Source organism: Microbacterium schleiferi (assembly GCF_020781975.1).
Classification (GTDB): Bacteria; Actinomycetota; Actinomycetes; order Actinomycetales; family Microbacteriaceae; genus Microbacterium.
Genome location: NZ_JAJGNI010000003.1, coordinates 17,436 through 43,640, shown reverse-complemented (window position 1 = coordinate 43,640; position 26,205 = coordinate 17,436). Strand labels below are relative to the sequence as shown.

The following is a 26,205-nucleotide window of genomic DNA, read 5'->3' as shown; positions in this document are numbered from 1 at the left end:
GTTCAGGGCCGCAGAGCATGGCGCAACAAGACGCCGGCACCCCGCGTATCTCTGCCCATGAGAGCGGCGGGGACCGTCGTGAGCGCGTTCATGCGGCTGGAGAGATGGCGGCGCGCAGCGCGTGCAGCACGGCGCCATCCGCGGGCACGAAAATGGTCAGCAAGATGTCCGAAGTATGCCGACTCCTCAACAAACCGGCTTCCGTCTACTGCCTTCCACGATGAAACGCTGGTGGCATGCCTTCGATACGAGAAGACGACATCATCGTCCAGGACGAGCGAGCCGCCCTGTTCGCAGACGTCAAGTGCGAGGGCAAGGTCCTGCACCACGTCGTACCCGGGCGAAAACCCAATGCGACGCGCCAGCTCACCGTTCCAGGCGATGGCCGGAAAGTTCATCCAGTTCCCGCGAGTCAGGCTTACAGCCATATCCTCTCCGGAGAGCTGCAGCGGCTTCGGCCCGCGCGGCCTGTAAAACGCCTTCGCGGTATCGACGAGCGATCGCGTGGGACGCCCCTCGGCATCGATGATCTCGGTACCTGGATGAAGCAGCCCCGCATGCGGATATCGCTCGGCGAGTTCCAAGATCCGTGTGACATAACGCGGATGCATCAGATCGTCGCATCCGAAGATCGTGACCCATGTCGCGTTCGATCGTTCAAGACACTCCTGAAACGATCTGTTGATCCCGAGGTTCACTTCGTGGCGGATCACCTCGACTCTGCTATCGGCGACTGATGCCGCCCACTCAAAGGGCGCACGATCAGGGTAGGCGTCATCGATGATGACGAGTCGCCAGCGGTCGCTATCTTGCGCCAGCACGCTCGCCACAGCATCGCGGAAATGATCCTCTCGCCCGTAGAACGGCAACATGATGTCGACTCGTTCACTCTCGCTCATCCCGCTCCCCTCCTTCGGTAACATTGGCCACCATGACCGACTCCGGCTCAGCACTGCGGGACTCGGTCCTCTCGACAATAGGAACCATCGCACAGGGAGCGTCACGCTTCGCCTACACCGTGATCGTCGGCCGTCTGCTGGGCGCCGACATTCTCGCTGCAACGAACACCGCTTTCGCTGTGTCGATTCTACTTTCGCTCTTGGGGCCCACCGCAGCGGGAAATGCCGCAGCGGCTTTTGGCGGAACGAGCCAGACGGGAAGCCAGACCGCCAAAAAGCTCACCGCCATGATGGTGTGGCTGGGCGCGGCGCTCGGCGCTGTCGCCCTCGTCACGACCCAGCTTCTCGGGGGCGACGGAACAGCTCCACTCATGGTCGCCGCACTGACGATCAGTTGGTCCTGGTATATCTTCGGTCGCGGCGTTCGATTCGGGATGCGCCAAGTGCCGGCGGTTGCGGTGTGGGACAACGTCACGGGAGCGCTCTCCCTCGTGCTGCTCGTAGCTGTGATCTTGACTCATATGACACCCCTGGTACTGGCACCAGCGGTGATCGGCTACGGGGCTTTCGCCCTCGCGAGCTTGGTCGGCGCGCGGCGAGCAGCGCGCAGGCACGACAGTGAGGAACGGCCTGCGCCCACCCAAGCATTGGCGCACTTTCTCATATGGTCATCGCTTGGCCTGATCGCGACGAACGGCATCATGCAGGTCTCGATGGTCTTCGCTGCTGTCTTCGACAGTCCCGCGCGCGCGGGTCTCTTCGCCGCAGCACTTTCTCTCGCAACACCGTTGTCCATGCTCGCGCAGGCGGTGACTCCAGCTCTGCTGCCCCGGTTCGCTCAGTGGTCTCAGCTGCCGCACGCCGATCGCGCGCGTAGCATTCGACGAGCCACACTGACGCTGACCGTTCTCCTTGGGGCAGGTGCTGCCGTTGTCATCGCCGTCCTGCCGTGGGCGCTGCCGATCGTTTTCGGTCAGGACTTCGCCGGAGCGGTACCTCTCGCCCAGGGCTTGATGGTCGCCGTCTTTGGATTCTCGCTCTCAGTCTTTCTCAGTGCCTACCTAGCAGCCATCGGGCGCGCACGTATATCCACCCTCGCAACCGGTACGTCCGCCTTTGTCGGATTGATGATCATGATCGGCGCAAGCATCGGGCTCGGCGGCGCAGTGGGTGCCGTCATCGGGACCGGCTCGGCGATGATCCTCTCAGCCTCCTTGCTGGCAGCGATCAGTCTGTGGCCGGGTAGGAAGGAGAGCGTCAGGTAGGATCATGAGGTTTGCATTGACTCGAAGGTCCCGATGACTACTCCCCACACCGAGCTCACCATCCTTATGCCCTGCCTCAACGAGGCTGAAACGCTCGCGGTCTGCATAGACAAGGCGAAAGGATACCTCGACAGATCCGGAGTTAGCGGCGAGGTGCTGATAGCCGACAATGGCAGCACCGACGGCTCTCAGGAGATCGCGCGGTCGCACGGCGCCCGCGTGGTCGACGTGCCCGTGAAGGGGTACGGCGCGGCGCTCATCGGCGGAACCGAGGCTGCTGCAGGCAAGTATGTGATCATGGGGGACGCCGACGATAGCTACGACTTCACGTCCCTGGATCCCTTCCTGGAGCGGCTTCGAGCCGGTGACGACCTCGTGATGGGCAACCGCTTCCTCGGCGGCATCGAACCGGGCGCCATGCCGCCGCTCCACAAGTACTTGGGCAACCCTGTGCTGACCTGGATCGGCCGGGTCCTCTTCCGCTCCCCGATCCGCGACTTCCACTGCGGCCTCCGCGGCTACAACCGGCAGTCCATCCTCGATCTGGAACTGTGCACCACCGGCATGGAGTACGCGAGCGAGATGGTTGTCAAGTCGACCCTCGCCGGGTTGCAGGTGAGTGAAGTGCCCACGACGCTTTCGAAAGACGGGCGCAGCCGCCCGCCACATCTTCGCAGTTGGCGGGATGGATGGCGGCATCTGCGTTTCTTACTGATATTCAGCCCCAACTGGCTGTTCCTCGTTCCCGGGATCATCGCGCTGATCCTCGGTCTGGCTGGATCGCTGCTCCTGCTCCTGGGCCCGGCCTCGATCGGTCCGATCGGCCTCGATACGGCCAGCCAGGTGTATCTCGCCGCCCTTGCGACAGTCGGGTACCAATCGGTACTGTTCGGCGTCCTCACCAAAATGTACGCGGAACGCGAGGGGTTCCGTCTTCCGCGCGGACGGAATTTCACTTGGCTTGCGAAGCGGATGACACTCGAAGCGCTCGCATTGGTTGGACTCGGCCTCTTCCTCGTCGGCCTCGTCGGCCTCGTCATCCAGCTCGCGGCATGGGGCACTCAGGGCTACGGTCCGCTCGACGCAGGGGCCACCGTGCGAGTTGCGGTCCCGGCGGCACTCATGATGAGCCTTGGCGCGCAGACGGTCATGGCGGGGCTCTTCCTCGGCATTCTGACGATTCCGACGAGATCGATCGACGCTACGCACGCCGGCAACGTTCCCTGAACGGCCCGGAGCACCTGTCAGCAGTCAGCTGTCAGAGTGAACACAGCTCCCAGCTGCGTCACGAGGCTGTGGAAAGCCTCGAGCACAGCATGTCGTCGAGCACGGTGTCCGTTGCCGCGGCCTCTCTCCCGGCAGGATAGAGCACTCCGCCCCTCGGTTCATAGACTGTGTCACCGCACACCACGGTGGTAGAGAGAGTTCCGGCTCCCGCGGACGCCTGCCAGCCACTCACCGTTCTCACGACGGTAGACAAACCCAGTGCCTGGATCCGTGAGAATGACGGGACGTAGTAGAAAACTGCCCCGTCGAAGAGATAGACGGCGGCGTCCGCCGCGGACTTCACAAGCTCGCCGGTGGCGAAGTACTGCTCACCGACCGGGAACGCTCCGAGCGCAGCCTCGGAAACCGTGAGGATAGTCGGCACCGCGCCACCGCCCAGATCGGCCAGCTTCGCCATCGTCGGAACGTAGCGACGCCCACCGTCGACGAGGTGGAACACGGCAGCTCCCGTCGAGGTCTTCACGAAGATTGGAGCAGCCTCCGTCCGTGCGGCAGGAATGAGATCGCACAGCGACGAATCGAGGGAGACGCTCGCGAAATCCTCCGCGCCGCTCGCCGCATACCGCTCACCCCCGACGACGAAGGAAGTCACCCCGTCACACATCACGAACCACCCGAGGCTTTCGGATGTGTCATAGCCCACGAGCGTCGAATCCGCGACCCGCTGCGCTGTCGTCGTCAATCCCATTGCCCTGCCCACGTCCCAGCTGGGCAGATAGAGTAGACGACCATCACGAGTCGGCAGCCAGACCTTGGTGCTGGACGCGCTCACGATGAATTGCCCTACCGGGAACTGGTGAAGCTCCTCGACCGGGACCGTATGCGGATCCCCGAGAGTGAAGTCGGCGAACGCCGCCGCCGAGACCGTCAGAATCCTCGGCTCTGTCCCTCCCGCGAGCGCAACAAGACGGGTCATCGTCGGCACGTAACGCAGGACGCCCTGCGTCGCGTGATAGACGTCCGATGACGTCGACGTCTTAACGAATAGCTCACCCGAAGCTGTCGACGAGATGCTGAGCTTCCCGCACGTCCCCGTATCGAGCGACGTCACGGCGAAGCCGGCCGAGTTAGGCACCCGATAGTTCGTCCCGCCCGCCCCGTACATCGTGTTCCGCTCACAGGACACGAATCGAGTGAGATCGCCCGACCGGGTGTAGCCGACGAGGTCCGACTCAGCGACGCTGCGTGCGGATCGACCGAGACCGAGGTCCAACGTGACAGACCAGGACGGAACGCGCAGAAGGCGGCCGTCGGTCTGCGCGAGGTAGACGTTTGGACTAGCCTCGGAGACCACGAGCGTTGCGGGCGTGAAGCGTACGTAGCTCACCGTCCGCTTGGCGACCTCGGACGCGGCGAGGACGGCCGCGTAGGGTGCGGATTCACCCGTGAAGTAGGTGAGGGCCGCCGAGTCGAAGTATGGAACGAGCGTCGAGGTGGTGAGCGAGTGGATCTTGCCCCCGCTGACGGTGCGCGCGTACGCGGTCATCTCGCTCGACTTCGTGAAGAGGGCGAAGTCATTGGTGGCTAGCTGCGTGACGTCTGCACACGCGCTGCCCCACAGCGCGACGAGATCGCATGTCGCAAACCTGTGGATTGCCCCACCATCGACATAGGAGATCTCACCTGTGGTGGTGTCGCGGACGAACCGGGTGGCCTCGCCGCCATCCGCGAACTTCCCAAAGAGCTGGTCACCGACCGCAACCGGTGAACCGAGCGCCGCATTGAAGGCCGGCCAGTCCGCCGCCGTGATGTGGTAGCGCGTTGCGCCGGTCACGAGGTAGATGTCGGCGCCTCGGGAGATGAGTAGCTTGTAGGCAATCTGCGTCGATCCGAACCAGTCGGTGAAGTAGTTGAAGAAGTTGCGGTTACCGTAGCTGGAGCAGCCGTCGCCCTCACCGTAGCCGGCGCGCAGAGCCGCAGCGTTCGGCTGGTACGGCGTGTAGTAGTACAGGTTCGCCGTCGCTTGGTTCTCGATGTAGACCGCACCCCGACCGCAAGAAGTGTTGGGGTGGTACTGCACATTCCAGGTCCTTCCTGGCGCGTACCACGTGAAGTAGTTGCTCGTGCCTGGGGGGTTCGCATACCGCTTCATCTGTCGTGCGCCGCCGTACACCTGGTTGAACAGGCCGTAGTAGGCGGTGTCGCATGCTGCGGTATCTGGGCAGCCCTGGCCCATCGCGGCCTGGTAAGCCCAGGCGCTCGGGGCTGTTGAGGTGATAAGTCCCTGCTCCTTCTGAAGCATCACGAGGATCACTTGTGGGTTGATCCCACACGCCTGGGCGACCTTGAAGATCACCCGCGACGCGCGCTCCGAGGCTCCACCCGAGTACGCGCCGCACATCGCATCGGCGGCGATCGAACGCGTCTGGACGTAATAGTCCTTCAGACAGGTGTAGCCCGACCTGCATGAGGCGACCTTCGACTCGAGGAAAGACTGGATCTGCGCTTCGGTCATCGTTGCGGAATTGAAGAAGACCGCATCGCTGATGATGTTTCCGGGCTTGAACTGGCTGAGATCCGCGGCCTTGACGATCGAGCTGTCAACACTTGACGAGGCAGCCGCTTCCACAGAAGTATCGACTGCGGCAGCGAGCGGTGGAGGAGCCATCGCAACGAGTCCGGCTCCGATAAGCACACCCGCCGCCACCGTCGCCGACACGGCGAACACCATCCGCCGAAGCCGCCTGCGGGTGTGACCTATGGATCGCGCCATGTTACTAGTGTGACGCAAGTTCGCTCACCGTACGAGGATCGCCGAGCCGCGAACTAGAGATCCGCATGCAACTGCCATACGCGATCGCCTGCTTCCCGCCACGAGAAAGCGCGCCCACGGTCGGTCGAGAGTGTGGTGCCGCGGCGGCGATCAGCCTCCGAGGCAAGCAGCGATGCGACGGATGCTGCAAGAGCGTCGGCGCCACCTTCGACGATCGTGCCACCGTCTCCCACCAGTTCGCCGTGGACGGGCGACGCTGCATAGACGACGGGGGTCCCGAGCGTCAGCGCTTCGAGCGTGCGCCAGCCGTAGACAGGGGCCGAGCCTGGCACCACGAGCACGGATGCCGCAGCAAGCGTTGCCGCGCGGTCGGCTGCGCCCGCCGCAGAGACGACCACCACGTCGCGCTTCCGCGCGTGGCTCAGGTCGCCGAGTACGACAACAGGAGCATCCGGAGCCACACGACCCAGCTCTGCACGCAGCGCCGCAACGAGCCCGCGGAGCTCGTCTACAGAAACCCCAGCGGCGTCGACAACGACCGCGCCCTCAGGCACCCCCAGTGTTCGCCTGCGGCCGATGGCGTCGCGCGGTTCAGCGAAACCCTCCGGCGCGGCGCCGGCGATGACCCGGATTCGCCCGCGCAGTTTCGTGCGCTCGGCGAGCTCGTCGGCCATGGCGTGCAACGGCACGACGACCGCATCCGCGTGCTTCTCAGCGCGCTTGAGCATCGCGCGATGCCATGCCACGGATGCCTTCGAGACGCGCTCAGGATGGGTCCAGGGCGTGAGGTCCCAGATCGTGACGACCGTCTGCTCGTGATTGTGGACACGGTCGTGACGCACGAGCGGCGCGAACAGGGTCGGCGAGTGCAACATTCCCCCGCCAAGGCCGCTGGGCAGCCCCAGGGAGAGCGCGGTCGACAGCTCGCGGCGTGGGATGGGCGAGGTCTCGACCCCGGCGAGTCCTTCGAGGGCCCGCACCTCGGCGAGCGCGTCGTCCCCGGCCGCCGGGACAACCCCCGAGACTTCGCACCCCCGTGGCGCGGCAGCGATCAGGGCACGGGTCAACTCCCGCGAAGCCATCGCCAGGTCGGGATCGGTTGGCGTGACCAGTTGGTCGAGCACCACGCGCAAGGTCGTCGTCACAGAATGGAGCCTCTTCGTCGAGCCGAACGCCTCACGCGGCGGGCGTGGGCGTGGGTGTCGGCGGATGCAGCGCCTGCTGCAGGTAGTCCTGGATGAAGGCGACGTCGTCGGCAGACAATTCCTCGGGGATGATGCCGATGCCACCCACGCCCGACGGGGTGAGCTCGATCGTGGTGACCGGCTGCTCCTTGGATTTGAGGGCAAGCTCGGCGAAGTACGGAACCATCGACTGCGGGATGTCAGTCTGCACGATAGCCGTACCGGCGGTGAGCACCTCGTTGAACCGGTTGAGGACGTTCATCGGCGTGAACTGCGCGAGGATCGCCTCCTGCAGCTGGCGTTGGCGCAGCATCCGGTCCCAGTCGCTCGTGGTGTAGCGGGAGCGGGCGTACCACTGCGCCGTGTCGCCGTCCATGTGCTGGAAACCGGGCTCGATCCAGCCGATCGCCCACTCCTCGGCGGGTTGCCCGTCGTAGGAGGGACCGCCACCCTTGGGGAGACGCTCGGACACGTCGATGTCGACGCCACCGAGCGCATCGATGAGAGCCGCAAAGCCGTGCATGTCGATGAAGACGTAGTACGGGATCTCGATCCCAAGCAAACCTTCGGCGGCATCCTTCGTCGCCTCGATACCCGGCTCCGAGCCGTTCGCGACGGCATCCGGATACAGCGCATTGCCGTCACGGCATACTTCCACCTCGGTGCGCAGCTGATTGATGCCACTCCCCCACCCGCAGACCGGGTCCGAGTGACCGGTGTGCCCGTTCGGGTAGAGGTCTTGCATCGGGCCCGGCGCGAAGGGGACGTTGACCATGTCGCGCGGGATGCCGGTGATCGTGACGGCTCCCGTGTCGGCGTTGATGGACGCGACCGAGATGCTGTCGTACCGCATGGAGTCGCGGCCCTCGCCGCTGTCGGCGCCGAGCAGCAGGATGTTGTAATAGCCGTCCGACGGCGGCACGGAGGGTCCGGACTCGGCGAAGATTGCACCGAACGAATCGCGCACGCCCCCGAGCCGGTCGGATGCCCAGACCACGCCGCTGCCAGCGAGCACGAGCGCTCCGACGCCGACGAGCGCGACGGCGAATCGCGTGATCGACCCGGTGCGCACGAGCCGCACGAGGCGCAGGGTGTCGATCGTGAGGATGATCCACAGGAGCAGGTAGACGAACAGCAGGGCCTGGACGCCGAGCAGCACGAACCAGTTCGTGGCGATCGCGACGAACGCCTGCTGCCAGAGCAGGAGCGTGACGATCGAAACCGCGATCAGCGTCCAGCCGAAGAGGGTCGCGCCAAGCCCGAACCGGCCGAGGCGACGGCTACCGGCGAGAACCTGCGCCGATCCGGGGATCAGGAAGTTGAGGACCAGCAGCCACCACGCCCGACGGGTCATCATCGGCCGCGATGCCGTGTTGGGGTAGCGCAGCGGGCGGTTCTCGATGACCGGACGACCCGACGAGGGCCGGGATCCGGTCATCCGCGGGGGGCTGGCGACACTCACAGCGCCTCCTTGAGCCGCCGGTTCTTCTCCTCAACGACACCCTCGAGATCGCGCGCGTAGGTCTCGATCGCATCGGCGTGGGCGGGATCGGCGATTCCCAGCATCCGCACCGCCAACAGCCCTGCGTTGCGAGCACCGCCGATCGACACTGTTGCCACCGGGATGCCAGCGGGCATCTGAACGATGCTGAGGAGCGAGTCCAACCCGTCGAGGGTGGCCAAGGGAACGGGAACGCCGATGACCGGAAGTGCCGTGACCGAGGCGAGCATGCCGGGCAGGTGAGCTGCCCCGCCGGCGCCGGCGATGATGACACGGATGCCGCGCCCTCGCGCCTCGCGGCCGTAGGCAACGAGCTTGTCGGGTGTGCGGTGGGCGGAAACGACCTCGACCTCGTGGGGTACGCCGAAGTCCGTCAGCGCCTGAGAGGCGTCGCTCATGACGCGCCAGTCGGAGTCCGAGCCCATGACGACACCGACGAGCGGGGCAGGGGAACTGTGGAGCGCAGCGGTCACCGGACCAGGCTAGGGTGCATGGCTGGGGATTGCCCGGAACGGCACCCCCGAAGGGAGAATCTGTGACCGAGTCCACCGCTTCCGCCCGAGGGAACCTCGACATCGACGCTCTGCTGCACGCCCGCTACGGCGATGCGGCTCCCGCGCTGACCGAGTCGGCCCTGCGCGACTCGGCAACCCTCGCGGGGCTGCTTCATCACCACACTGTGCGCCACTTCACTGACGCACCAGTCAGCGACCAGGCGATCACCGCGATGCTCGCTGCCGCCCAGTCGGCGGCGAGTTCCTCGAACCTGCAGCTGTGGAGCGTCGTTGAGATACGGGATGCCGCGACCATGCGCGCTCTCGTGGACGAGGTGGGTACGAGCACCTTCGTCGCCGACGCACCCGTCATCCTGCTGTTCATCGCGGACTGGGCGCGGGCCTCGGCAATCGCGGCGGCCGAAGGTGCAGCCGATGAGGCGGCGGACTACCTCGAGTCCACCCTTGTCGCGTTCGTCGATGCTGCTCTCGCCGCACAGAACGCCGTCGTCGCGGCGGAGTCGCTCGGGCTCGGCACCTGCTATCTCGGTTCGGTTCGCAACAACCCCGAGCGCGCCGCGGAGCTGATCGGCCTCCCCGACCGGGCGATGGTGGCGTTCGGCCTCGCGGTGGGGTATCCCGATCCCGCCGACACCGCGGGAATCAAGCCACGCCTCGCACCGAGCGTCGTGCACTCCCGCGAGCGCTACTCCCCCATCACGGATGCCGACGTCGCCGCCTACGACACCGAGATCGCCGCCTACCACGCGAGTCAGGGACGCCCGACGGGATGGAGTCGGGCCGTCATCCGTCGCGTGAAGGATGCGGCGGGCCTCAACGGCCGCGACCGGATGCGCGCCTGGCTCACAGGGCGCGGCTTGCCCTCGAACTAGGCATCCGTCCGACGCCCGGCAATCGGGTCAGTCCTGGAAGAACGCGGCTGCCGCGCGAGCGTCGTAGACGACGTCGTCGAGGTCAGTGCCGACGGCGTTCACGTGTCCGACCTTGCGCCCCGGTCGCGGATCCTTGCCGTACGTGTGGATGTGGGCGGACGGATGCTGCGCCATCGAAGCCGCGAACCGCTCCGACAGGCCGCCCTCGCTGGGTCCGCCGAGGATGTTGATCATCACCGACCACGGCGCGATCGGCGAGGTGTCCCCCAGCGGGAGGTCGAGAACGGCACGCAGGTGCTGTTCGAACTGGCTGGTGACGGCGCCGTCCTGGCTCCAATGGCCGCTGTTGTGCGGGCGCATGGCGAGCTCGTTGACGAGGATGCGGTCATCCGCCGTCTCGAACAGTTCGACCGCGAGCATCCCGGTCACGTCGAGTCCCTCCGCGATCCGCTCGCCCACCTCGGCGGCAGCCGCCGTGAGCCGGGGACTGGCACCGGGTGCCGGCGCAAGAACCTCGGCGCAGACACCGTCGCGCTGCACGGTCTCGACCACGGGATAGGCGCGAACCGCGCCCGACGGCGTGCGGGCCACCTGCTGCGCGAGCTCCCGGGTGAACTCGACCAGTTCCTCGACCAGCAGCGCGCCGCCCCCGGCATCCTCAGCCAGAGCCGTGAACCAGTCCGCGGCGCCGTCCGGCGACGATACGACGCGCACGCCCTTACCGTCGTACCCTCCGCGAGGAGTCTTGACCACGGCGCGCCCACCGTGGGCATCGAGGAAAGCGCCGAGTTCATCCGGACCGGTGGCAGCTGCCCAGTCGGGCTGCGGCATCCCCATTTCCTGCAGCCGCGTGCGCATCAGCAGTTTGTCTTGCGCGTACCGGAGGGCGTCGGGACCGGGGTGCACCGCGATTCCTGAGTCCACCAACGCGTGCAGCACCTGCTGTGGCACATGTTCGTGGTCGAAGGTGATGACATCGACCTCGCGTGCGAAGGCAAGCACCGTGTCGGCATCTCGGTAGTCGCCGACCGCGGTGGCAGCAAGCGCCGCTGCCATCCCCTCCTGCTCAGCCAGCACCCGGATCTCGACGCCGAGTTCGACAGCGGGCGCGATCATCATCCTCGCCAGCTGTCCGCCGCCGATCACACCGACGCGATAGGTCATAGCAGTCCTCCCGTTCGGATCCATTCTCTCGCGAACCGGGCGATCGCTCGCGTCGGTCGCGTGCAGGCCCGGGTCGGCTCAGGACTCGGGAGGCGTCTGCCCGTCGCGGTGAGCGAGGATCTGATTGACCTCGACCTGGTCGATGAGCACCTCGTGGACGAGCGCGACCTGGGGGACGCGGGTCATCCGCATCGGTGCGTCGACACCGTTCGAAAGGATGAGTGTGCCGCTGCTGGCGAGGCGCTGCAGCGGGCCCCGGCGCATCTGAACCGAGTACCCGCGAACGTGCGCGAGTTCGCGCCGCCGCGTCACGAACAGACCGCTGCGCTCGATGACGCGCCGCGTCGTGATCGTGTAGACGTGCGCTCGCCAGGCAAGGAACGGCAGGAAGACCAGCACGAAGATGACCACGGCAGCCGCTGCCAGCAGCATCCAGTTCTCGAAGGGCGCCGGCAGGTTGTCGTAGAAATACCCGGCGGCTGCGGCTACCGCGATCAGTGCGATCGCCGACAGGATCAGCGCGGGCCTGCGACCCCGGATCTTTGCGATCAGCAGCTCGGGCGTCGAAACGCCGGGCGCCGGAGCCAGCGGGCGCCCGACAGAGGTCGGCGACGGGGAGTACCCCGACGACCCGGTGCCCGGCTGCAGCGACATACCCCCATTGTGGGGGTCTCAGCGGACATGGATGACGTCCCCCGCCGCGACGGGCACCGATTCGCCACCGACCGCGACGATGAGTCGCCCGGCGTCGTCGAGCCCGGTCGCGCGTCCCTCCAGCGTCCGCTCGTCGGGCAGCATCACGCGAACCTGGCGCCCGAGTGTCGCGCAGACGCCCCGCACCTCGGTACGCACACGGGCGAATGCATCGGCGGATGCCGCAGCTGCCAGCATCCGGTCGAGTGCGCTGAGGTAGTCCGCGAGCAGCCGGTCGGCGTCGACGTGTGCTCCGGCGATCGCCAACGAGGTCGCCGTGGGCACAGGAAGCTGCTCGGGCGTCATCAGCGTATTGACCCCCGCCCCCACGACGATGGCGTCGGGCTGCCCCGGCACCATCTGCGACAGGATGCCGCACACCTTTGCGCCGTCAATGAGAACGTCGTTCGGCCACTTCAGCGCCACGCGTGAGCCGTCTCCTTCGTTTGGAGGCGCGAACAGACCCCGAATCGCGAGCGTCATCGCCGCGCCGGCGATCAGTGGCACCCACCCTCGCCGCTCGGTGCGGATGCCGGGTACGCGGACAAGAACCGAGATCGCCAGGGCAGCGCCGGCCGGTGCAGTCCACGTGCGATCCAGGCGCCCTCGTCCTGCCCGCTGGTCGTCGGTGACCAGCACCGAGAGGTGGGGGTAGGCATCCGGCTCCCCCGCCACCGCCGCCAGAAGATCGGCGTTCGTGGACCCGGTGTGGGCGACCACATCCAGCCGGCCCGCAATGATCGCCGCCCGCGGAAAGTCGACTGCCTGCATCCGTTCACTGTAGGGCCGCCGGTCCCGGCCACCCCGACGCGAATCGTCACGGTAGGAGAAATCGCGGAGGTAGGCAGATTCCCCCACCAAACGGCCTACGCCGGGGATATCGCCTACCTCCGGGAGGGCAATGACCACCGCCTCCGCATCGGGAAAGGCATAACGGATGCCGCGGCGCGTTGTCGCTGGTCTCCAAGGGCTTCCCGCGACACGCCGATAGTGTGGAGGCGTGACCGACGACAACGACCTGTTCACGACGGCCGGCAAGATCGCCGACCTGCGCGCGCGCTACCAGGAGGCTGTCGTCTCCGCCGAGGAGTCAGCCCGCGAGAAGCAGCACGCCAAGGGCAAGCTCACGGCCCGTGAGCGCATCGAGCTGCTCGTCGATCCCGGCAGCTTCACCGAGCTCGACGAATACGTGCGGCACCGCACGACAGCCTTTGGGATGGACAAGTCGCGCCCCTACGGCGACTCCGTCGTCACCGGAACCGGAACGATCCACGGCCGCACGGTAGCGGTCTACGCCCAGGACTTCTCGACGTTCGGCGGGTCGCTCGGCGAAGTCGCCGGCGAGAAGATCATCAAGGTCATGGAGCTGGCTCTGCGTTGCGGGATGCCGATCATCGGCATCCTGGACTCCGGCGGCGCCCGCATCCAGGAGGGAGTGGTGGCCCTCGGCAAATACGGCGAGATCTTCCGCCTCAACACGCGGGCGTCGGGTGTCATCCCGCAGATCTCGATCATCATGGGGCCAGCCGCCGGCGGCGCCGTGTACTCCCCCGCCCTCACCGACTTCGTCATCATGGTCGACAAGACCAGCCAGATGTTCGTGACCGGCCCCGATGTCATCAAGACCGTCACCGGCGAGGACGTCGGGATGGAAGAACTCGGCGGCGCCTACACCCACAACACTCGGTCGGGAGTTGCCCACTACCTCGCCGAGGACGAAGACGACGCGATCGACTACGTCCGCACAATGCTCGGATTCCTCCCCGACAACAACCTGTCGGAGATCCCCGAGTACGAGAGCCCGTTCGAGTGGGAGACGACGGATGCCGACCGCGCCCTGAACGCGATCATCCCGGACTCCCCGAACCAGCCCTACGACATCCACGAGGTCATCGGCCACATTGTCGATGAGAGCGACTTCCTCGAGGTGCAGCCGTTGTTCGCCCCGAACATCGTGATCGGGTTCGGCAGGATCGAGGGACGGACGGTCGGCATCATCGCGAACCAGCCCTCGCAGATGGCGGGAACCCTGAACATCGAGGCCGGTGAGAAGGCGAGCCGCTTCGTGCGATTCTGCGACGCCTTCTCGGTGCCGATCGTGACCCTCGTCGATGTTCCCGGATATCTCCCCGGCACCGACCAGGAGTGGACCGGCGTGATCCGGCGTGGCGCCAAATTGCTCTACGCCTACGCCGAGGCCACCGTTCCGCTGGTGACGGTGATCCTCCGCAAGGCCTATGGTGGCGCGTACATCGTGATGGGCTCCAAGCAGCTCGGCGCCGACGTCAACCTCGCGTGGCCGACAGCCGAGATCGCCGTGATGGGCGGGCAGGGCGCGGTGAACATCCTGTACCGCGGCGAGCTGAAGAAGGCGGCTGAGACGGGGGAGGATGTCGCTGCGGTGCGCACGCGGCTCGCCAACGAATACACCTACAACGTGGCATCCCCGTTCCTGGCCGCCGAGCGCGGTGAGCTCGACGGGATCATCGAACCGGCCCAGACGCGCGTGTCCATCGCCAAGGCGTTGCGCTCGCTCCGCGGCAAGCGCGCAAGCCTGCCGCCCAAGAAGCACGGCAATATCCCGCTGTAGGACGCGATGAGCACCCGAGAACCAGCGCCCGAAGAACGCGAGCCCGCCGTGCCGATCCACATCGTGCGCGGAGATGCGACAGCCGAAGAGATAGCGGCGGTAGTCGCGGTCGTGGCCGAGCACTATGTCACCGAGCACGCCGAGGCGGTAGCCGACGAACCCCGGCGGTCGGCCTGGGCACTGTCGCAGCGTGCGCTGCGGGAACCGCTGCGGCGCGAACTGGGCTGGAATCGCACCCCCTGCTGACCGCGCCGAGAAAATTGGCCTGGTCCTAGAGCAGGCCAATTTTGTCCCCCAAAATACCTACAGACGAATCGTTGCGGCTCGGCAAGACTGGAACAGCTGGAACGCAGTAGCGTTCGGCTGAACCGCCGTCACCTCTCGTGTGACGCGGCCCAGGTTCGGCCACGCGGCCGGTTTTCGGGTAACCGTCCGCACAGGTGGGGGTGGACTATCTGTCCACCCCCACCATCCTTTTCACGTGGTTGTCACGCCCGGATGTCGGGCTCCGCAGGGAACCGGGTGATCTCGGTCCACAGGTCGACGGTGTCTTCGTCACTGAGCCCGCGGCCGGCATCCGAGCGACCGACAACGGTGACCGCGACGCTCTCGTGGGGCGATGTGCGAATGTAGACCCGATCCGACCGCGCCGATCGCAGAGCAGCGACGAGGCGCTCGCGGATGCTCGCCAGGCTCTCGGGATCGACCCCCTCCAGCCCGCCCTCGTCGAGAACCGTGACTGTCGCGCCCCGACGACGCGCCGCATCGAGTTCGTGACGCACAGCGTCATCGAGCAGGCGGGCGCCGCGGAGTTCATCGCGCAGACTGCCCTCGGCAAGTCGCGCCTCGACGCGTTCGTCGGGGGTCAGCGCGCCACCCTGCGCGATCGTTCGCGCGAGCACCGGGCCCGCGACCGACAGTGCGCGCTGAATCTGAACGCGGCGCTCGCGCTGACGCACGGTGTGGGCCGCCTGCCACGCCGAGGCCGCCCGCTGCAGCTCCACGAGCTTCGCGGTGTCTTTGGCCGCGCGGTCGGTGAGCATCACCAGGAGCTGGGCCAGCCCGACCCAGAGGATCGAGCCGACAAGCCCCTTCTCGAGCGCGTCGAGGATGCCGAGCCAGAACCATGAGATGGCGGCCAGCATGCCGATACCCACCCAGGCGAAGATCGGGCGACGCCTCACCATGACGATGACCATCAGCGCGCCGATGCCGCCGAGATACCAGACGACGTAGGGCTCCTCGATTGCCTCGCGCGGCACAGCGAGCGACAGCGCGTTGGGGACGACGACCGTGGTACCCAACGCCATCAGAGCGGCCGCGAGCGGCATCCGATCGGACGACGCGCGCGGCGCCAATCCTGGCGCGTCCGGGGTGACGTCGTCGTCTTCGGGGTCCCGGTTGCCCCACAGCAGTGCCACACCGGTGGTCACGACGTAGAGGGCGACGGCGGCGACAAGCACCAGGGGCTCGGTGAACGGGCCGGTCCACCATAGGCCGCGCACGGCAAGGTAGGCCGTGAACGCGAAGGCCAAGCCGATGAGCAGGCGACGGACACTGATCATGCGCGCGCCCCCTGCCACGTCAGGCGCACGAGCGTCCCGTTCGAGTCGGAGGTGATGTGGACCGTGCCTCCCACGGCCGCGACACGAGCAATGATCGACCCGCGGATTCCGAGGCGATCATCCGGCACCGTGTCGAGATCGAACCCGTCGCCGAGGTCCTGCACCTCGAGGTGCAGCCGCTGGGTGTCGGGCTCCTGGCGGGCCGAAACCGTGAGGCCGATGCCGCCGGCGTGCTCGATCGAGTTCGCGATCGCCTGCATAGCCGCGAGGATCAGCGCGTTAGCGGCGCGACCCGGAAGCTCGGGAGCATCGTGGCTATACGCGCGCTCCACGACGAGGTCGACGCCCAGCCCGCGCGCACCCCGTTCCACCTCTTCGACGAGCGTTGCGAAGCGTCGTGGCGCATCGCTACCCAACCCCGCATCGGATTCCGCGTTCGCGAGGCGAGTCAACGCCTCCTGTGCCATCGCCACGGCAAGGCCCTGCTCCCGAGGCGTTTGTGCGCGCTCCGAAGCGATGAGGGCCGCCAGAACGCTGTCGTGCATGAGGGCGGCGACAGCGACGCGCTCGTTCTCAGCCGCTTCGGTGACCGCCGCGGCGGTGTAGGTCTCCACTGCGGTGCGGCGAGACTCGTCGACATTGTCGGCGATCGACCGGAACATCCACCCCAGCGTCACGAAGACGCCGCCCAGGATGATGGCGAACGAGACATCCAGCAGCGTCGGCCACCAGAAGTCGACGGCGAACCCAGCCTGCGCCAAGCGCGTGATGCCGAACAATACGGGCACGAAGATGGTCCACGCCATCTGCCACACCAAGGGCAGGAACATGATGGATGAGGCAGTGACCACGCTGACGAGGAACCACGTCCACGGCGGGTCGGACGGCGGAATATCCTGTCCCGCCACGACGAAGGGCCAGGCGACGAGCGTCGCGACGAAGACGGCGCAGAAGGTTATGGCGGCCGGTGCAATGCTCCGACCCACGATATAGGTGACCAGCAGAGCGGCCAGCGACCCGAAGTTGGCGACCATGGAGGCGACATGCCAGGCTTCGGGTTCCTGCACCGAGCCCAGCGCCGCCACGAACGCTTGGGCGCCGAGGGCGACCGAGCCGACGGCCAAGACGATGCTGATCATCCGCTCGATCCGCCGCCGCGTGAACGAGCCGAGTCCCGCCGTCGGATCGTGGGCAAGGGGAATCTGCGCCCACGCGGCAGCCAGCGCTCGCTCTCGGGGGTGGGTCGGGGCGCTCATTTCTGACCCGATGCTCCGGCGGCGAACGCGTCGGCCGAGACGAGGCCGTCTTCGAGAGCTCGACGCATGAGGTCGAACTTCGTAGATGCCGACCTTCCGACCTCGACGTACTTGAGCCGCACGCGGCTGATGTTCTCTTTCGCTGTCGAGTACGCGATGCCGAGGCGCTCAGCGACAGCTTTCAAAGGCAATCCGGCGGCATAGAGGCGCAGCACATCTCGCTCCCTGGCCGACAGTTGCGCGTCGGCGAACTCGCGGTCACCTTCGATGGCGCTTGCCCACTCGACGTTGTTCAGCGGGTCGCCGTGGGCAACGGCGTGGATAGCCGAGATCACATCATCGATCGGAGAGGCCTTGCTCACAACACCGATGGCACCGGCCACGAGAGCTTCTCGCACTGCCGAGGGCCGGTCTGCCACCGAGTGCACCAGGATGCTGGAGCCGTCGGCGACGAGTCGTCCCACGTTCTCTCGTACTGTCGTGCCGTCGCCCAGGGTGAGATCGAGCACGACCACATCGACCGGTGGAGCGCTCGTCGCGCGCCGCCAGCGGACGTACTCGGTGACAGTACTTCCCGAGAAGACGATCTCGGGACCCCCGTCTGTCACACACGCCGCCTCTACCCCCAAGCGCACGGACTCATGGTCATCGATCAGAGCCACCCGCGTCATGGGGTCACTCTACCGAGCAGCATCGCGTCTGAGCAGTGCGACAGCCTCCATGTGGTGCGAATGGGGAAACAGATCGATGCCGCGGACGCGATCGGTTCGGTAGCCGTGGCCGGCGAAGCGGGAAAGGTCACGGGCGAGGGCGACCGGATCGCATGCGACGTACACGACGGATGCCGGGCCCAGCGCGGCCAGATCGTCGACCACCGCAGCGCCCGCGCCCGTGCGGGGCGGATCGAGCACGACGGTGCCGCGCGCGAGCCGTTCCCGGTCGCGGTTGCTGATCGTCTGGCGCAGCGCGCGCGTCCAGCGGTCCACCCGTGCGGTCTCCGCTCGCGCTCCGACCCACTCTGCGAGGTTCTCTCCGGCGTGTTCCGTGGCCCGCTCGTTCCCCTCGACCGAGGTGATGCGCGCCGAGGGTCCGGCGAGATCACCCAAGAGCGCCCCGAACAGGCCGACACCGCCGTACAGGTCAAGGTGCCACCCGTCCGGGTCGACAGCGTCCGCAAGCTCTTCGGCGACGACAGTCGTAAGGGTGGATGCCGCGAGCCGGTGCACCTGCCAGAAGCCGTCGGCGTCGACACGGAACCGGCGGGTACCGACGTGTTCGACGATGACGTCGTTGCTGCGGCGGGCCGCGCGTCCCTTCCGAGCCGCGTCTGTGCTCGGGTGCACGAGAATCCGGACATGCCCATCAGCGGGCTGGACGAGGTCGACGCGCCCGGGTGCAGGACGCCCGAGAGCTGCGGCTGCCCGCTCGATTGCCGCGGTTGCCAGCGGCAGAGTCTCGGTCGGGATGACGCGGTGGCTCCGCGCCGCATAGGCACCTACGCGTCCATCGTCGTCCACGTGCAGCGAGACCCGGGTTCGCCATCGCGTGCCATCGGGCTGCTCGGCAACGACGTGGTTGCCGACGGATGCCGCGCGTGGCCCCTCGAACTCGACGGGGGGCTCCAGGCGGCCGGTGCGCTGCAGCGCCGTCGCGAGGATGTGGCGCTTGATCTCACGCTGGTGGGCGAGATCGATGTGACCGAACTCCGCGCCGCCGGGGCGATCCGCGGGGTCGCGGTCGATGTCTGCCTCGGGCCAGATATGGCGTTGGCGGTGGGGCGATGCATCCGTCACCTCGACGGTCTCGGCCCGCCAGAACGACGGCTTCGAGACATCCGTCAGCCGAGCCCGCACCCGTTCGCCCGGAATCGCGTCGGCAGTGAACACCACCCGACCGTCGAGTCTGCCCACGAAGACCCCGCCGTGAGCGGCATCCGTGATCTCGAGGTCGACGATCTGTCCCACGTCGCCGGTCATGCATCGAGCATCTCATGGCCCGCTACCGTGGAACGATGCGCGTCCTGCTGGCATCCACCTCCCCCGCCCGGCGCGCGTTGCTGCGCCAGGCCGGTATCGAGCCGCTGACCATGGCCCCGGAGGTTGACGAGGACGCCGTGATCCACGCCGTGGAGGCCGCCGAAGGGCGCACACTGCCGCCCGACGAGCATGTCCTGCTGCTCGCGCGTCGCAAGGCCCTGGATGTCGTTGCGCGGCTTGCGCTCGAGGACGCCGACTTCGACGGGCTCGTCATCGGCGGCGACTCGATGTTTGAGCTCGACGGGCTCGTGCTCGGCAAACCGCACGAGCCTGCCATTGCGACCGAACGCTGGCACGCGATGCGGGGCCGCACCGGCATCCTCCACTCCGGGCACAGCGTATATCGGGTCATCCCGGGTCGAACACCCGTCGAAGCCCATGCGGTGGCTCACGCCTCGGTGACGTTCGTCGAGGACGTGACGGATGCCGAGATCGAGGCCTATGTCGCTACCGGCGAACCGCTGGCCGTGGCCGGCGCGTTCACGGTCGACAGCCTCGGCGGTCCGTTCATCTCCCGCGTCGAGGGCGACCCCTCGACGGTGGTCGGGATGTCACTGTCGACGCTGCGAAAACTGGCTCGAGAGCTCGGAGTCGCGTGGACCGAGCTGTGGAATCGCTCGGAAGAATCAGCGGAGCATCCGTAGACCTCGCTGCACGTTCATCGGCCTTTCTTGTCGAAACAATCCAATTTCGCGCCTGGGGGCCTCGGTAGGCTGACATCCATGCCTCACATCGCCAAGGTCCTCGTTGCGAACCGCGGCGAGATTGCCGTACGCATCATCCGCGCAGCACGGGACGCCGGCAAGGGGTCGGTGGCGGTGTACGCCGACCAGGATCGCGATGCTCTGCACGTCCGCCTCGCTGACGAGGCCTACGCGCTCGATGGCTCGACGAGCGCCGAGACGTACCTCTCGATCGACAAGATCCTGTCGGTCGCGCGGCGTTCGGGAGCCGACGCGGTCCACCCCGGGTACGGATTCCTGGCAGAGAATGCCGACTTCGCTCGCGCGGTGATCGCTGCGGGACTCACCTGGATCGGCCCGTCACCGGAAGCCATCGAGGCTCTGGGCGACAAGGTCACCGCACGCCACGTCGCCGAAAAGGTCGGAGCGCCCCTCGCCCCGGGCACGCCAGGCCCCGTCTCCGGCGCCGACGAGGTTCTCGCGTTCGTTGATACCCATGGGCTGCCGATCGCGATCAAGGCCGCGTACGGCGGTGGCGGGCGCGGCCTGAAGGTCGCCCGCTCTCGCGACGAGGTTGCCGAGCTGTTCGAATCCGCGACGCGGGAGGCGATCGCAGCATTCGGGCGCGGCGAGTGCTTCGTCGAGAAGTACCTCGACCGGCCCCGGCACGTCGAGACCCAGTGCCTCGCGGATGCCGAGGGCACTGTCGTCGTGATCTCGACCCGCGACTGCTCGCTGCAGCGGCGTCATCAGAAGCTCGTGGAGGAAGCACCCGCACCGTTCCTCTCCGATGAGCAGCACCGCATCCTCGTCGAGTCGTCGAAGGCGATCCTGCGCGAGGTGGGTTACCTCGGCGCCGGCACCTGCGAGTTCCTCATCGGAGCTGACGGCACGATCTCGTTCCTGGAGGTCAACACGCGTCTGCAGGTCGAGCATCCGGTCTCGGAGGAGGTCACGGGCATCGATCTCGTCCGCGAGCAGTTCCGCCTCGCCGAAGGCGAAGCGCTCGGCTACGACGACCCTGCAGCGGTCGGCCACTCCATTGAGTTCCGCATCAACGGCGAGGATCCGGGCCGGAACTTCCTGCCCCAGCCCGGCGACATCCACGTTTTCAAGACCTTCGGTGGTCCCGGCATCCGCCTCGACTCGGGCGTGACCGCCGGTGATTCAGTGAGCGGCGCCTTCGACTCGCTGCTCGCGAAGATCATTGTCACCGGTCGTGATCGCGCCGAGGCGCTGGATCGCGCTCGGCGCGCGCTCGACGAGTTCGAGGTGGCGGGGATGCCGACAGTCCTGCCCTTCCACCGCAAGGTGGTACGCGACCCCGCCTTCACTGCCGAGGACGGTCAGTTCGGCGTCTACACGAGCTGGATCGAAACCGCGTTCGATAACGACATCCCGGCGTGGGATGGCGAAATCGGCGCGCCCCGTGCGGAAGAGTCCCGGCACACCGTGGTCGTCGAGGTCGCCGGGAAGCGCCTGGAGGTGAGCTTGCCCGACCGCGTCGTGACAGCCCCTGCCGGCCGCGGGCGCCCCGCCGCCGTGCCGCCGTCGCGGCGCTCACACACCGCAAGCGCCGTGTCGGGCGCCTCTGGCGACGCCGTCATGGCGCCGATGCAGGCGACGGTTGTGAAGATTGCCGTCGAGGACGGTCAGCAGGTCGTCAAGGGCGACCTCGTTCTCGTCCTCGAGGCGATGAAGATGGAGCAGCCGATCCAAGCGCACAAGGACGGCGTCATCGGCGCGATCAACGCCACGCCCGGCACGACGGTGTCAGCCGGGCATCCGTTGCTCACGATCTCCTGAGCTGAGTCGAAAGTTCGGTCGCGCCTACATGCGGGTTCGGTCTGTGCCGACCCGCACCAAGGCGCGACCGAACGGAACACGAAGACGTTCAGTCGCGCCTACCTGCGGGGTCGGCGCACCGACACCCGCACGAGGGCGCGAGCGAACGGAAGAGCAGGCCTACTCTTCGGGCTCGTCGCGGTCGACGATGTGCATCGCCCGGGCGGCGTCAGTGATCGTGCCGGCCAGCGACGGGTAGACAGCGAAGACGCGCGAGACCTGATCGACAGTGAGGCGGCGCTCGACGGCGATCGCGATCGGGTAGATGAGTTCGGAGGCACGGGGTCCGACGATGACGCCACCGACGACCGTGCCGCTGCCCTCGCGGGCGATGAGCTTCACGAAACCGTCGGAGATTCCCATCATCTTGGCCCGCGGGTTGGACGAGAGCGGCAGCTTATGGACGACACCGCCGATGCGGCCGGCGTCAATGTCTGCCACGCCCCATCCGACTGTTGCGATCTCGGGCGCCGTGAAGATGTTGGCGGTGATGCGGCGCTTTTCGAGCGGGATGACGACGTCCCCGAACGCATGGAAGACGGCGGTGCGCCCCTGCATCGCCGCGACCGACGCCAGGGGGAAGAAGTTCGTGCAGTCGCCGGCAGCATAGATGTTCGGGACTGACGTCCGTGCCACCCGGTTGACGCGAATGTGACCGCTCTGGGTCAGCTGCACCCCAGCCTGCTCCAGGCCGATGCCCGCGGTGTTCGGAATCGATCCGACCGCCATCAGGCAGTGGCTCCCCTCGACGCGAGTGCCGTCCGAGAGCGTCACCACGACGCCGTCCCCCTCCCGCACCACAGACTTCGCGCGGGACTTCGGCAGGAGTGTCATCCCGCCGCGCAGGAAGACGCTCTCGATCACGGCAGCGGCATCCTTGTCTTCGCCGGGGAGCACCTGGTCGCGACTGGAGATGAGCGTGACCTTGGAACCCAGGTTCATGTACGCCGATGCGAACTCCGCACCGGTAACGCCCGAGCCGACCACGATGAGGTGCTCCGGCAGCGTCTTCATGTCGTAGAGCTGCGTCCAGGTCAGGATGCGTTCCCCGTCGGGCTTGGCACTGGGAAGCTCACGCGGCGAGGCGCCCACGGAGATCACAAGGGTGTCGGCCTCGATGCGGTCGAAGTCCGTGCCGCCGGGTCCCGTGGAGACGACCACGGCGTTGTCATCCTCGACGCGGCCGTGTCCCTCGAGGATCGTGACGCCTGCCTGCAGCAGGGAAGCTCGCATGTCCTCGGACTGCTGGCGCGCCAGGGCGAGGAGCCGCTTGTTGACCTGTGCGAGGTTGATTGCGATCTCAGGCTTGAGCGGGCGACCGTCGCCACCCTTGGCGAACAGCTGAACACCGAGCTCCCCCGCGTCGGCGATCGCGACAGCGGCGTCAGCCGTCGCGATGAGCGTCTTGGACGGTACGACGTCGGTGATGACCGCCGAGCCGCCGACACCGGCCCGCTCGACGAGGGTGACGTCCGCCCCCAGCTGCGCTGCCGCGAGCGCCGCCTCGTAGCCGCCGGGACCACCGCCGATGATCGCGACGGATTGGGCGCGCTCGAAGCTCAAAGACATGCGTCCATTGTTTCAGCAAGCCCCCGTTGTTCCCGCCAGTCACGGGTTCCTAGAGTGGGAGCATGTCAGACACGCTGAGCAACCCGCTCGATGATCCTCACGCCGACCCCTTCGAGGTCGCGCGAACCGCAGCAGCCGATATCGCTCGCCTCACCGGCGTCGAGCACCACGACATCGCGCTGACTCTAGGAAGCGGCTGGGGCAAGGCAGCCGACCTCATCGGCGAGACCGTCGCGACGATTCCGGCGACGGATGTCACGGGCTTCAGCAAGCCCGCCTTGGAAGGCCACGTGGGTTCGCTACGCAGCATCCGTACTCCCAAGGGCAAGCACGTGCTCGTGATCGGCGCACGCACCCACTACTACGAAGGCCACGGGCCGCGCCGCGTCGTGCACAGCGTGCGTACGGCTGCCGCGACCGGCGCCAAGACGATGGTGCTCACCAACGGCGCCGGCGGCATCAAGCCGTCCTGGAAGCCGGGACAGCCGGTTCTCATCAGTGACCACATCAACCTGACCGGCGCATCGCCGCTGGAAGGCGCGACCTTCATCGACCTCACCGACCTCTACTCCGTGCGACTGCGTGACGTTGCCCGAATGGTGGATCCGACACTCGACGAAGGCGTGTACTGCCAGTTCCGCGGGCCCCAGTACGAGACTCCGGCCGAGGTGCGGATGGCAAAGACCATCGGCGGACACATTGTCGGGATGTCGACAGCGCTCGAGGCTATCGCCGCTCGTCAAGCAGGGATGGAGATCCTCGGGTTCTCGCTCATCACGAACATGGCTGCCGGCATCCAGACGACCCCGCTGAGCCACCAGGAAGTCATCGAGGCCGGCAAAGCGGCAGAACCGGTGATCTCGGCGTTGCTGGCGCGCGTCATCGGCGAGCTGTGATGAGTGTGGTCGACGCCGCTCGGGTCTGGCTCGAGCAGGATCCCGATCCGGACACCCGAGCCGAGCTTGCCTCGCTCCTCGAGGCGGCTGATGCCGGCGACGCTGCTGCGCTCGGCGAGCTGGAGGATCGCTTCGGCACCCGCCTCGCCTTCGGAACCGCGGGGCTTCGCGGTGCTCTGGGCGCCGGTTCCAACCGGATGAACCGGGTCCTCGTGACACAGGCCGCGGCAGGGCTTGCCGCATACCTGCGCGAGCGAGCAGGAACCGACGCCACGCCGCGCGTAGTGATCGGATACGACGGACGCCGAAACTCCGATGTCTTTGCTCGCGACTCCGCGGAGATCTTCGCGGGAGCAGGCTTCGAGGCGGTGCTGCTGCCACGGCTGCTGCCGACCCCCGTGCTCGCGTTCGCCGTGCGCCACCTGGATGCCGCAGCCGGCGTCATGGTGACGGCATCCCACAACCCGCCCGATGACAACGGCTACAAGGTGTATCTCGGCGGCGTCGACGCGGGTTCGCAGATCGTATCCCCCGCGGATGCCGAGATCGCGACGCACATCGAGGCGGTGGCTGCCGGCGACATCCGTGATCTGCCGCGCAGTTCGGCGTACGAGATCGCACCGGAGTCGGTGGTGGACGCCTACGTCGGGGCGACCGCCGCGGTCGCGCCGGCGGGTCCCGGCGCGACCGGGATGCGGTGGGTCTACACCGCCATGCACGGCGTCGGGTGGGAGACGCTCGCCCGCATCCTCGACGCTGCCGGGTATCCGGCGCCGACGCCGGTGACCGCCCAGATCGAGCCCGACGGGCGGTTCCCGACCGTGTCGTTCCCAAACCCCGAAGAGCCCGGGGCGATGGACCTTGCCTTCGAGACGGCTCGGCAGGTCGGGGCGGAGTTCATCCTCGCCAACGACCCAGATGCTGATCGACTCGCCGTTGCGGTGCCCGACCCGGCCGCGCCGGAGGAGTGGCGGCGCCTGACCGGGAACCAGATCGGGCTGCTCCTCGGGTGGCGCGCGGCGCGGGCGGCGGATGCGGCATCCGGTGCAACCCTCGCCTGCTCCCTGGTGTCTTCACCAGGCCTCGCTGCCGTCGCCGAGCACTACGGGCTGGGCTTTGCGGCAACCCTCACCGGGTTCAAGTGGATCTCCCGTGCCCCGGGAATGATCTACGGGTTCGAGGAGGCTCTCGGCTACCTCGTGAACCCCGAGACCGTACGCGACAAGGACGGGATTTCGGCGGCGGTCGCGATGCTGGGGATGATCGCCGAAGCGCGAGCATCCGGTCGCACGGTCGGTGACCTGTTGGCCGAGTTCGACGAGACATTCGGCGCGTTCGCCAGCGACCAGATCTCGCTGCGGGTGAGCGATCTGTCGCTGATCGGCCGGATGATGTCGGCGCTTCGGGCAGCTCCCCCGGCGGCGATTGGCGGCGTGACGGTGGCGCGCATTGACGACCTGCTGACGGGCGTCGATGGCCTTCCGCCGGGCGACGTGCTGCGGCTATGGCTCGAAGACGGGTCTCGCATCATCATCCGCCCGAGCGGCACCGAGCCCAAGCTCAAGGTGTATCTCGATGTTCGCGCAGAGACGGCCGACGCGGCATCCACCCGCCTGACCGATCTGGCCGCCGGCGCGCGCGACTTGCTCGCCGCCGTCAGCTGACGGGGCCG

Annotated in this window: 22 protein-coding genes; 9 read left to right on the top strand and 13 right to left on the bottom strand. The window is 67.1% G+C overall.

Annotated elements, in window-relative coordinates; translation table 11 throughout:
- Positions 1-2: 2 nt before the first annotated feature.
- Entirely contained in the window at positions 3-899 is an 897-nt protein-coding gene (locus tag LL236_RS04230; protein ID WP_228177553.1) for a glycosyltransferase family 2 protein, read from the bottom strand.
- 32 nt (positions 900-931) lie between these two features.
- Between LL236_RS04230 and LL236_RS04225 the strand changes: the two genes are divergently transcribed.
- Both LL236_RS04225 and LL236_RS04220 read left to right on the top strand, forming a co-directional pair.
- Positions 932-2,164, top strand: a complete 1,233-nt coding sequence (locus LL236_RS04225; protein ID WP_228177552.1) for a lipopolysaccharide biosynthesis protein — start codon at positions 932-934, stop codon at positions 2,162-2,164.
- 33 nt (positions 2,165-2,197) lie between these two features.
- Positions 2,198-3,391, top strand: coding sequence for a glycosyltransferase family 2 protein (locus tag LL236_RS04220; protein ID WP_228177551.1), 1,194 nt, complete (start codon positions 2,198-2,200; stop codon positions 3,389-3,391).
- A 58-nt stretch (positions 3,392-3,449) separates the two neighbouring features.
- On the opposite strand, the gene LL236_RS04215 is transcribed toward LL236_RS04220, so the two are convergent.
- From LL236_RS04215 to purE, 4 genes are read right to left on the bottom strand one after another with little or no spacing between them, the layout of a single operon-like run.
- The gene (locus tag LL236_RS04215) at positions 3,450-6,164 is read right to left on the bottom strand and encodes a hypothetical protein (RefSeq protein WP_228177550.1); all 2,715 of its coding nucleotides are present in this window, start codon (positions 6,162-6,164) and stop codon (positions 3,450-3,452) included.
- A gap of 53 nt (positions 6,165-6,217) precedes the next feature.
- Entirely contained in the window at positions 6,218-7,309 is a 1,092-nt protein-coding gene (locus LL236_RS04210) for a glycosyltransferase (protein WP_228177549.1), read from the bottom strand.
- A gap of 31 nt (positions 7,310-7,340) precedes the next feature.
- Positions 7,341-8,810 carry an LCP family protein gene (locus LL236_RS04205; protein WP_228177548.1) on the bottom strand — a complete coding sequence of 490 codons (1,470 nt, stop codon included), beginning with the start codon at positions 8,808-8,810 and terminating at the stop codon, positions 7,341-7,343.
- Complete coding sequence (purE, locus tag LL236_RS04200; protein WP_228177819.1) at positions 8,807-9,274, bottom strand: 5-(carboxyamino)imidazole ribonucleotide mutase; 468 nt, start codon at positions 9,272-9,274, stop codon at positions 8,807-8,809. The genes LL236_RS04205 and purE overlap by 4 nt, the downstream gene beginning before the upstream one ends.
- 110 nt (positions 9,275-9,384) lie before the next feature.
- Here purE and LL236_RS04195 point away from each other — a divergent pair, with 110 nt between their 5' ends.
- Positions 9,385-10,236, top strand: coding sequence for a nitroreductase family protein (locus LL236_RS04195; protein ID WP_228177547.1), 852 nt, complete (start codon positions 9,385-9,387; stop codon positions 10,234-10,236).
- Positions 10,237-10,263: 27 nt separating this feature from the next.
- Here the strand turns inward: LL236_RS04195 and LL236_RS04190 are convergent, their stop codons facing one another.
- The 3 genes from LL236_RS04190 to LL236_RS04180 are packed head-to-tail and all read right to left on the bottom strand — an operon-like array spanning position 10,264 to position 12,864.
- Positions 10,264-11,424 (bottom strand): 5-(carboxyamino)imidazole ribonucleotide synthase, encoded by a 1,161-nt coding sequence (locus LL236_RS04190; RefSeq protein ID WP_228177546.1) that lies wholly within the window; start codon positions 11,422-11,424, stop codon positions 10,264-10,266.
- 54 nt (positions 11,425-11,478) lie between these two features.
- The gene (locus LL236_RS04185; RefSeq protein WP_228177545.1) at positions 11,479-12,054 is read right to left on the bottom strand and encodes a PH domain-containing protein; all 576 of its coding nucleotides are present in this window, start codon (positions 12,052-12,054) and stop codon (positions 11,479-11,481) included.
- 18 nt (positions 12,055-12,072) lie between these two features.
- Positions 12,073-12,864, bottom strand: coding sequence for a biotin--[acetyl-CoA-carboxylase] ligase (locus LL236_RS04180; protein WP_228177544.1), 792 nt, complete (start codon positions 12,862-12,864; stop codon positions 12,073-12,075).
- A gap of 229 nt (positions 12,865-13,093) precedes the next feature.
- Here LL236_RS04180 and LL236_RS04175 point away from each other — a divergent pair, with 229 nt between their 5' ends.
- Positions 13,094-14,683 (top strand): acyl-CoA carboxylase subunit beta, encoded by a 1,590-nt coding sequence (locus LL236_RS04175; protein WP_228177543.1) that lies wholly within the window; start codon positions 13,094-13,096, stop codon positions 14,681-14,683.
- 6 nt (positions 14,684-14,689) lie between these two features.
- Complete coding sequence (locus LL236_RS04170) at positions 14,690-14,929, top strand: acyl-CoA carboxylase epsilon subunit (RefSeq protein ID WP_228177542.1); 240 nt, start codon at positions 14,690-14,692, stop codon at positions 14,927-14,929.
- 242 nt (positions 14,930-15,171) lie between these two features.
- On the opposite strand, the gene LL236_RS04165 is transcribed toward LL236_RS04170, so the two are convergent.
- Genes LL236_RS04165 through LL236_RS04150 form a run of 4 tightly spaced genes read right to left on the bottom strand, consistent with a single transcriptional unit; the run spans position 15,172 to position 19,480 of the window.
- Positions 15,172-16,248, bottom strand: coding sequence for a hypothetical protein (locus LL236_RS04165; RefSeq protein WP_228177541.1), 1,077 nt, complete (start codon positions 16,246-16,248; stop codon positions 15,172-15,174).
- On the bottom strand, positions 16,245-17,504 hold the full coding sequence (locus LL236_RS04160; RefSeq protein ID WP_228177540.1) for a sensor histidine kinase: 1,260 nt from the start codon (positions 17,502-17,504) through the stop codon (positions 16,245-16,247). Before LL236_RS04160 ends, LL236_RS04165 begins: the two co-directional genes overlap by 4 nt.
- On the bottom strand, positions 17,501-18,175 hold the full coding sequence (locus tag LL236_RS04155) for a response regulator transcription factor (RefSeq protein ID WP_228177539.1): 675 nt from the start codon (positions 18,173-18,175) through the stop codon (positions 17,501-17,503). The genes LL236_RS04160 and LL236_RS04155 overlap by 4 nt, the downstream gene beginning before the upstream one ends.
- A gap of 9 nt (positions 18,176-18,184) precedes the next feature.
- The gene (locus LL236_RS04150; protein ID WP_228177538.1) at positions 18,185-19,480 is read right to left on the bottom strand and encodes a class I SAM-dependent RNA methyltransferase; all 1,296 of its coding nucleotides are present in this window, start codon (positions 19,478-19,480) and stop codon (positions 18,185-18,187) included.
- Positions 19,481-19,515: 35 nt separating this feature from the next.
- Between LL236_RS04150 and LL236_RS04145 the strand changes: the two genes are divergently transcribed.
- Together LL236_RS04145 and LL236_RS04140 are read left to right on the top strand one after the other, a co-directional pair.
- Positions 19,516-20,184 carry a Maf family protein gene (locus LL236_RS04145; RefSeq protein WP_228177818.1) on the top strand — a complete coding sequence of 223 codons (669 nt, stop codon included), beginning with the start codon at positions 19,516-19,518 and terminating at the stop codon, positions 20,182-20,184.
- A 78-nt stretch (positions 20,185-20,262) separates the two neighbouring features.
- A complete protein-coding gene (locus tag LL236_RS04140) occupies positions 20,263-22,029 on the top strand; it encodes an acetyl/propionyl/methylcrotonyl-CoA carboxylase subunit alpha (RefSeq protein ID WP_228177537.1) in 1,767 nt (588 codons plus the stop codon).
- A gap of 159 nt (positions 22,030-22,188) precedes the next feature.
- Here the strand turns inward: LL236_RS04140 and LL236_RS04135 are convergent, their stop codons facing one another.
- Positions 22,189-23,637 carry an NAD(P)H-quinone dehydrogenase gene (locus LL236_RS04135; protein ID WP_228177536.1) on the bottom strand — a complete coding sequence of 483 codons (1,449 nt, stop codon included), beginning with the start codon at positions 23,635-23,637 and terminating at the stop codon, positions 22,189-22,191.
- A gap of 62 nt (positions 23,638-23,699) precedes the next feature.
- Between LL236_RS04135 and LL236_RS04130 the strand changes: the two genes are divergently transcribed.
- The gene (locus LL236_RS04130) at positions 23,700-24,533 is read left to right on the top strand and encodes a purine-nucleoside phosphorylase (RefSeq protein WP_228177535.1); all 834 of its coding nucleotides are present in this window, start codon (positions 23,700-23,702) and stop codon (positions 24,531-24,533) included.
- Entirely contained in the window at positions 24,533-26,197 is a 1,665-nt protein-coding gene (locus LL236_RS04125) for a phospho-sugar mutase (protein ID WP_228177534.1), read from the top strand. The genes LL236_RS04130 and LL236_RS04125 overlap by 1 nt, the downstream gene beginning before the upstream one ends.
- The last annotated feature ends 8 nt before the right edge of the window (positions 26,198-26,205 follow it).